Here is a 7,255-nt window from a genome sequence, read left to right as displayed (position 1 = left end):
ATTTTATCTATGCCGAACGTGATGATTGCCTCGGTTCGCCGCCGCCGCACGCGCGTGCGTCACCGCTCCGTTTTTGCAATGGTTGGACATACGCCCTTGCTGAATCTCTCGGACTATTCGATGCGCCGCGGCGTCAGAATCTTTGCCAAAGCCGAATGGCAAAATCCCGGACGTTCGATCAAAGATCGCGCAGCCAGCCGGATCTTCCGCGCGGCGTGGCATGCCGGCCAGCTCACCCGCGATAAAATTTTGCTGGACTCAACTTCCGGCAACACGGGTGTGGCTTATGCGATGCTCGGCGCCGCGTTAGGTGTGCGCGTGCGTCTTGTTGTGCCGGAGAATGTCAGCGCATATCAAAAAAACTTGTTGCAGGCTTATGGCGCCGAAGTGATTTGGACGAGCGCGAGCGAAGGCTCGGACGGCGCGATTCGCCAGGTGCGCGCCATGTATGAAGAAGCGCCGGCGCGTTACTTTTATGCCAACCAATACAACAATCCTGAAAATTGGCGCGCGCATTATCACACCACGGCGCGCGAAATTTGGCAACAAACCTCCGGCCGGCTAACGCATTTCGTTGCGGGTTTGGGCACGAGCGGCACGTTCATCGGAACCGGCAAACGCTTGCTCGCTTTCAATGCCGGCATTCGTTTGATCTCCATGCAACCGGATTCGCCGCTGCACGGTTTGGAAGGCCTCAAGCATATGCCGACGGCGATCGTGCCGGAGATTTACGATCCCCAACTTGCCGATGAAAACATCGGCGTAGCAACCGAGGCCGCTTTCGAGTTGGTGCGAGACACGGCGCGGCGCAAAGGTTTTTTGATCGGCTTATCGAGCGGCGCAGCGCTGGAAGCGGCGCGCCAGATCACGACGCGGATCGAAAACGGCATTGTGGTCACGGTTTTTCCGGACGGCGGCCACCGCTATCTGGAGGAGAGGTTCTGGCATGAACGCTGATCGCGCGTGGCTTTCCGCAGAGCATCTTGATGCGATAATGCAGGAAGCGGAGGCGGCTTTTCCGGCGGAATGTTGCGGCTTGCTCTTGGGAATGCGAGGTGAAGCCGGCTGGCATATTGCCACACCGCGTGCGCTGCGCAACGCCAGCGCGAATCCGAATCAAGGCTTCGAATTTGACCCGCGCGAACAATTGCGCGTTTATCGCGAAGCCGATAACTTCGGCTGGGAAATCGTGGGGCATTATCATTCGCATCCCAATGCCCGCCAAGGCCCGTCGCCGACGGATTTGAAGTTGGCGCGTGATCGCGGCGATCGCGGACTGTGGTTGATTTTGGCCGTATCCGCCGGCAAATTTATTGATGCCAGCCTGTGGCAATTGCGCGGCGAGCCGGGCGAGTTCTGCCGCGTGCGGTTGGATATCGCCAAACACGATCTGGCGCGGCAATAACCGCTTTGTGCACGAAACACTTTCAGAACTTTATTGCAGCTTTGCGCGCCTTCTGGCGCAATGTATTTGAATGATGCTTTTTAGTTGTTGCAAAAATCTCTACAGAATCATATCAATTGAGGAAAATAATCATGGCATATGTCATCATCCCTTCCGCTTTACGCGCGTTCACACAGCAGCAAGCGCGCGTGGAAATTCCAGGCAGCACGGTGGGAGAAGTTTTCACCCAGCTCACGGCGCGTTTTCCGGAGTTGCAGCGCCATCTGCTCAACGAACAAGGCCAGCTTCGAAAATTTGTCAATGTGTTTGTCGGCGATGAAGAAATTCGCCACTTGCAAAACGAGGCCACGCCGGTGCGCGAGAATGCCGAGATAAGCATCGTGCCTTCGGTGGCCGGCGGCTGAGCGCGCGGCAACAGCGTACTGGCAAAATGTTGAATTCATAATAACGAACACAACCACCAAATGAATTGAGCAATTATGCACAACTCTCAGGCCGTAACTCTTAGCGCGGAAGAAATTCAGCGCTACAGTCGCCATTTGATTTTGCCGGAAGTTGCCATGTCCGGGCAAAAAAAATTAAAAGCCGCCAGTGTTTTGTTGATTGGCACCGGCGGGTTGGGCTCGCCGCTGGCGATGTATCTGGCTGCCGCAGGCGTCGGGCGCTTGGGCCTGGTTGATTTCGACGTCGTCGATTCGTCCAATTTGCAGCGGCAGGTTATACATTCGACGCAGAATGTCGGTAAATCAAAATTGGCCAGCGCAAAAAATTTTATTGCCGGCATCAATCCGAACGTTCACGTGGAAACGCATGAAACCCGCTTCAGCGCGGACAATGCGCTGGCCATTGCCAAAGATTATGATCTCGTGATCGACGGCACGGACAATTTCCCCACCCGCTATTTGGTGAATGATGTTTGTGTGTTGCTGAAAAAGCCCAATGTTTACGGCAGCATTTTCCGCTTCGAAGGCCAGGCCAGCGTGTTTTGGGCGGAACAGGGGCCGTGCTATCGCTGCTTGTACCCCGAGCCCCCGCCGCCCGGACTCGTGCCAAGCTGCGCGGAAGGCGGCGTGCTGGGCGTGCTGCCGGGCATTATCGGAACCATTCAAGCGAATGAAGCGATCAAGCTCATTCTCGGCGCAGGCGAGCCGCTGATTGGCAGGCTTTTGCTTTTTGATGCGCTGGCCATGCACTTTCGCGAAATGAAATTGCGCAAAGACCCGCATTGCCCCATTTGCGGTCCGCATCCCACCATCACCGAGTTGATCGACTACGAACAATTTTGCGGCATGCCGGTGGTCGAAGATGATGGCCGGGACGGCAAGATCGTCAATAGCTTTGACATCTCGGCAACCGAGCTGGCCCGGAAATTGAAAAGCGAGCCGATTTATTTGCTCGATGTGCGTGAAGCTTATGAGTACGAAATTTGCGCGATTCCGGGAGCAACGTTGATCCCGCTGCCGCAACTGCCGGAACGCCTTGCGGAAATCAACGGGGCGCAGCCGATTGTGGCCTATTGCCGCACCGGCAAGCGCAGCGCCAAGGCGGTCACGCTGCTGCAACAAGCAGGATATGCTTCAGCAAAAAATCTTGCCGGCGGCATTCATGCCTGGGCTGATGATGTGGATCCGTCGCTGCCAAAATACTGATTGTTTACTTGCTGTTCCGCTACCCAAGGATCGTCATTTAGAAAACTTTCTCATTTTCTTTAAACCGCTAATCAACGCGAATGGCCGCTAATGCTTTTTAATTCGCGATGAGTCGCGTCTATTCGCGGTTGGAGATTGGGAACGTTCTTTAGACGTCGATCGGCGCTCGCAACAACCGGCCTCGACAATCTCGGAACTCTTTGCGATTCATGCCAGACTGGCAACTAAAAATCCTCAAATCCATTTTGCGCCTGCGGCGCTTTCTGGCCTTGCGACCCAACGCCACGATCGCGCAGCAGCGCGAGGCGTTTGAAGAATTTGCCAAGCGCTTTACGGTTGGCCGCGAAGTTGTTTGCCAGCCGGTTTCGGCAGGCGGCGTGCCGGCCGAATGGATTGTCTCCCCGGAAACGATGGACGCACGCGTCATTTTGTATTTGCACGGCGGCGGCTACAATCTGGGATCATTGCACACTCATCGCGCGCTCGCAGCGCGCATTGGCCGCGCCTGCCGGGCGCGGGTGTTGACGATTGCCTATCGCCTTGCGCCGGAGCATTTGTTTCCGGCGGCATTGGAAGACGCAGTGAGAGTCTACTGCTGGTTCTTGGCGGAGGGTGTGCAGCCGGATCAACTCGCGCTTGCCGGCGACTCTGCCGGCGGCGGGCTGGCGATTGCGACGCTCGTTTCATTGCGCTATCACGGAGAGCCGATGCCCGCAGCCGCTGTTTGCCTGTCACCCTGGGTCGATCTCGAATTGACCGGACACTCACTCACGGCCAACGCCGCGGCTGACCCGGTATTGACTCGCGCAGCATTACGTGCGTGGGCAAAAAATTATTTGGGCGGAAAAGATCCGCGTGCGCCTTTCGCTTCCCCACTATATGCGGATTTGCACGGGTTGCCGCCGCTATTGCTGCAAGTCGGGTCGGAAGAGATTCTATACGATGATGCTGTGCGGCTGGCTGAGCGCGCGTTGGCGGCGGGTGTGAAGGTCGAGCTGGAGGTGAGCAAGAACGTGTTTCATGGTTGGCATCTCTTCGCCTCAAAATTGCCGGAAGCACAACAGGCCATCTCACGCCTTGCGAAATTTATCGAGGGACATTGGGCGGCATGAGCCAGCGCTGGTAGCGACAATAGCGCTGGGCAACATCTTAAAAATCCTACCGCAATAATTCTCGTCAATCGCCAACCAAAACCTGCGCCAGTTTTCAGACAAATTGCAAATCACAGTTCCTCGAGCAGCGTTGTGAACCTCGCCCACAAAATTGAAATCCCACAAAAAAGCAAAAGCCTTTTCAGTGGGATTTCGTTTCCATGGGCGAGACACTTTCAGAATTTTATTCGACCTTTGAGAAGTTAATCACCTAAACCAGCTTTGTGACAATGCGCTCGCGATTCAGCGTGCGCACAAGCCAGCGATAGACAAACACATCGATGACGTAAATCACCGCGCCTGCAATCAAGTTTACCGGCACGGTGAGATAGAGCACACCCTTCACTTGTGAAATCATCACGCCGATAATGGGCAGCAGCAACAGCGCAGAGATTTGCTGCGCCTCCCACACGCCGGCCGCCCGCTGGGAAACGGCAACCACCATCGCCAATGAAAGAAAGCTCAGGCCGGGTGTGAGCCAGAAAATCAACGTCACCCAGTTCGCCGTGGGAAAGATCAAGCGGCCGAAAAACGGGTAAGCGAACGCATTGACCAGGACTCCGTAAACCACAAAAGATAGCCATGCGATCAGGACGGCGGGAACAACACAAACCGCAACCTTGCCCAACACCAGTTCTTTGTCCGTGACCGGCGTGTAGAGCAAGCCTTCGATGGTTTTGCGTTCCTTCTCTCCGGCGAAGCTGCTGGCCGCGATGATGCTGGCATTCATCACCGGAATCAGTAAAAAAAACGGCGCGAGAATGAAGATGAGCATCATGTAGATGACCGCCTGTTGTTCGTTCAAATCCGGCGGCAGTCCGATTTTTGACATATTTTTCAGCATCTCGGCGGTGCGCGGGTCAGCCGCTGCCTGCGTGGCGGCGAACACAAGAATCACCGGCAGCACCACCACGAAGATTACCGGCAAAATCAACATGGGCAGCATGGCCTGCTTGCTCTGGCGCAGTTCCTTCCAATCTTTCATAAAGATGATTTTAATCCGGCGAATGTCCATGATTCTCCCGCGGCATGAGGGCAAAATAAATATCCTTCAATGACGGCCGCTCTTCCTGGACGGCCAAAATCTCTGCGCCGGCTTGCACCAATAGCTTGACAATGTTGGCAATCTCCGTTTCGTTTTTGAGCGCGACGTTGAGGCTGTGATCTTGTTCATCAACGTGCGCCGCGTAGCCTTGCCGGTTGAGTGCAGCAAGAATCTCCGTGTGCAGGTGAAGCAAGCGGATGCGAAACGACAACTCCGGCCAAAGCTGCGCGCGCAAAGCTGAGATCGTTCCGCTCGCCAGCATGCGGCCGCGATGGATGATCGCGATAGCTTCGCACAGAAACTCGACTTCTTCGAGGCGATGCGAGCACAGGAATACCGTGCGCTTTTTGTCAGCAATGAATTTGCGCAAATAAAGCAAAAGATCTTCCGACGCTTCGGGATCGAGGCCGGCGGTCGGCTCATCGAGAAACAAAATTTCAGGATCATGTATCAACGCGCGCGCGATGGCCAGCTTCTGTTTCATGCCCTTGCTGAAACCGCCCACCAGCGTGTCACGCCTGTCCGTCAGCTCGAACATCTCAAGCAAGGTTGCAATGCGCGCGGCAAGCCGGCTTCCTGCCAAGCCGTAAAGCATGCCCCAGACTTCCAAGTTATCGTGCGCCGAAAGTTTATCATAAAGATTGGTATCGGTTTGCACGCCGCAACGCGCGCGAATCTGGTCGCTTTCTGTCGCGATATTATGGCCGAGCACAAACGCCTCGCCGGCGCTGGGTTGCAATAAGCCGTTCAACAGGCGCACGGCCGTGGTTTTGCCCGCGCCGTTGGGACCGAGAAAACCGAACACCGTTCCCGGCGCAACAGCAATGCTTACCTGATCAAGGGCCAGGAGTTCGCCAAAGCGTTTCGTCAAATTCGAGGTCGTGATGATCGCATGCATAACGAAATTTTCATTGGTTGCCAGCCTTTTTTCGGTTACTCTTCATCACTAAAAATACTATAGGTCAACTCAAAGGCTCACAACCAGGCGGCTCACTTGATCAATGCCTCGCGCGCCGCGACTACGCGCGCATGCGCTGCTTCAACCGAGTCTGCCAGCGCGGTGAGGTGGCCCATCTTGCGGCCGATGCGCGCACCCAACTTGCCATAGAGATGAAGCTTTACTTCAGGAAACGCCGCAACCGCCGGCCAGTTCGGCTCGCCATTTTCCCACAATTCGCCGAGCAAATTCGCCATGGCTGCCGGGCGTAACTGCTGCGTAGAACCCAGCGGCAAGCCGCACACCGCGCGCAATTGCTGCTCAAATTGACTGGTGACGCACGCTTCAATCGTCAAATGGCCAGAGTTATGCGGGCGCGGGGCGAGCTCGTTTACCAAAAGCTTGTCGTCCTTCGTCACAAAAAATTCCACACACAAAACTCCCACCACTTTGAGCTTCTCCAAAATGCCGTGCGCGATCTCAACCGCGTCTTTCGCCACTCTGGGTGACACCCGGCCGGGCGCGAGCGTGATATCGAGAATATGATGGCGATGCGAATTCTCCATGACGCCATAGTGCACAAATGTGCCGTCAAGGCCGCGCGCCGCCACCACTGAAACTTCCTTGCTGAAATCCGCAAACGCTTCCAGCACACCCTCCTTTTCTTCCAAAAAATCAAACGACTCGCTCGCGTCTTCCATCGAATTGATTTTGGATTGGCCCTTGCCGTCATAACCAAAGCTGGCGGTTTTAAGCACCGCGGGAAAACCAATTTTGTGCAAAGCCGTCTGCAAATCTGACAAAGACTTGACCGGCTGAAACGGCGCCACCGGAAAACCGGCGTTGGCCAGAAATATTTTTTCGCGCAAGCGATTTTGTGTAATGTGCAGCACTTCCGCGCTGGGATGCACCGGCACATACGCCGCAGCAACCGCGGCAGCGGCGGCGGAAATATTCTCGAATTCAAACGTCACCACGCTGACATCACGCACGAAATCCCGTACCGCATCGAGATCATCGTACGGCGCAACGATTTCGCGGTCCGCGATTTGGCCCGTGGGCGAATCC

6 protein-coding genes and 1 pseudogene are annotated in these 7,255 nt (G+C 55.5%); 4 read left to right on the top strand and 3 right to left on the bottom strand.

Annotated features, from left to right (window positions below; translation table 11 throughout):
* Nucleotides 1-78 precede the first annotated feature (78 nt).
* From FBQ85_23530 to FBQ85_23515, 4 genes and pseudogenes are all read left to right on the top strand, one after another.
* On the top strand, nt 79-957 hold the full coding sequence (locus FBQ85_23530) for a cysteine synthase family protein (protein ID MDL1878113.1): 879 nt from the start codon (nt 79-81) through the stop codon (nt 955-957).
* A complete protein-coding gene (locus FBQ85_23525) occupies nt 947-1,405 on the top strand; it encodes a M67 family metallopeptidase (GenBank protein MDL1878112.1) in 459 nt (152 codons plus the stop codon). The genes FBQ85_23530 and FBQ85_23525 overlap by 11 nt, the downstream gene beginning before the upstream one ends.
* A 131-nt stretch (nt 1,406-1,536) precedes the next feature.
* Nucleotides 1,537-3,054 (top strand): annotated as a pseudogene (moeB, locus tag FBQ85_23520) (molybdopterin-synthase adenylyltransferase MoeB).
* 209 nt (nt 3,055-3,263) lie between these two features.
* Complete coding sequence (locus FBQ85_23515) at nt 3,264-4,166, top strand: alpha/beta hydrolase (GenBank protein MDL1878111.1); 903 nt, start codon at nt 3,264-3,266, stop codon at nt 4,164-4,166.
* A 250-nt stretch (nt 4,167-4,416) separates the two neighbouring features.
* On the opposite strand, the gene FBQ85_23510 is transcribed toward FBQ85_23515, so the two are convergent.
* The 3 genes from FBQ85_23510 to FBQ85_23500 form a co-directional block, all read right to left on the bottom strand.
* On the bottom strand, nt 4,417-5,220 hold the full coding sequence (locus FBQ85_23510; GenBank protein ID MDL1878110.1) for a hypothetical protein: 804 nt from the start codon (nt 5,218-5,220) through the stop codon (nt 4,417-4,419).
* A complete protein-coding gene (locus tag FBQ85_23505; protein ID MDL1878109.1) occupies nt 5,201-6,148 on the bottom strand; it encodes an ABC transporter ATP-binding protein in 948 nt (315 codons plus the stop codon). The genes FBQ85_23510 and FBQ85_23505 overlap by 20 nt, the downstream gene beginning before the upstream one ends.
* A gap of 92 nt (nt 6,149-6,240) precedes the next feature.
* A partial coding sequence (locus FBQ85_23500; protein MDL1878108.1) for a 5-(carboxyamino)imidazole ribonucleotide synthase occupies nt 6,241-7,255 on the bottom strand: 1,015 nt, incomplete at its 5' end.

Source organism: Cytophagia bacterium CHB2, from assembly GCA_030263535.1.
In the GTDB taxonomy this organism is placed as follows: domain Bacteria; phylum Zhuqueibacterota; class Zhuqueibacteria; order Zhuqueibacterales; family Zhuqueibacteraceae; genus Coneutiohabitans.
This window is presented reverse-complemented; position numbering and strand designations above follow the sequence as displayed.

What these genes read in the sequence shown, in the direction of transcription:
- FBQ85_23515 (MDL1878111.1), top strand. Translation starts at nt 3,264, where the DNA reads ATGCCAGACTGGCAACTAAAAATCCTCAAATCCATTTTGCGCCTGCGG.
- FBQ85_23510 (MDL1878110.1), bottom strand. Translation starts at nt 5,220, where the DNA reads ATGGACATTCGCCGGATTAAAATCATCTTTATGAAAGATTGGAAGGAA.
- FBQ85_23505 (MDL1878109.1), bottom strand. Translation starts at nt 6,148, where the DNA reads ATGCATGCGATCATCACGACCTCGAATTTGACGAAACGCTTTGGCGAA.
- FBQ85_23525 (MDL1878112.1), top strand. Translation starts at nt 947, where the DNA reads ATGAACGCTGATCGCGCGTGGCTTTCCGCAGAGCATCTTGATGCGATA.
- FBQ85_23530 (MDL1878113.1), top strand. Translation starts at nt 79, where the DNA reads ATGGTTGGACATACGCCCTTGCTGAATCTCTCGGACTATTCGATGCGC.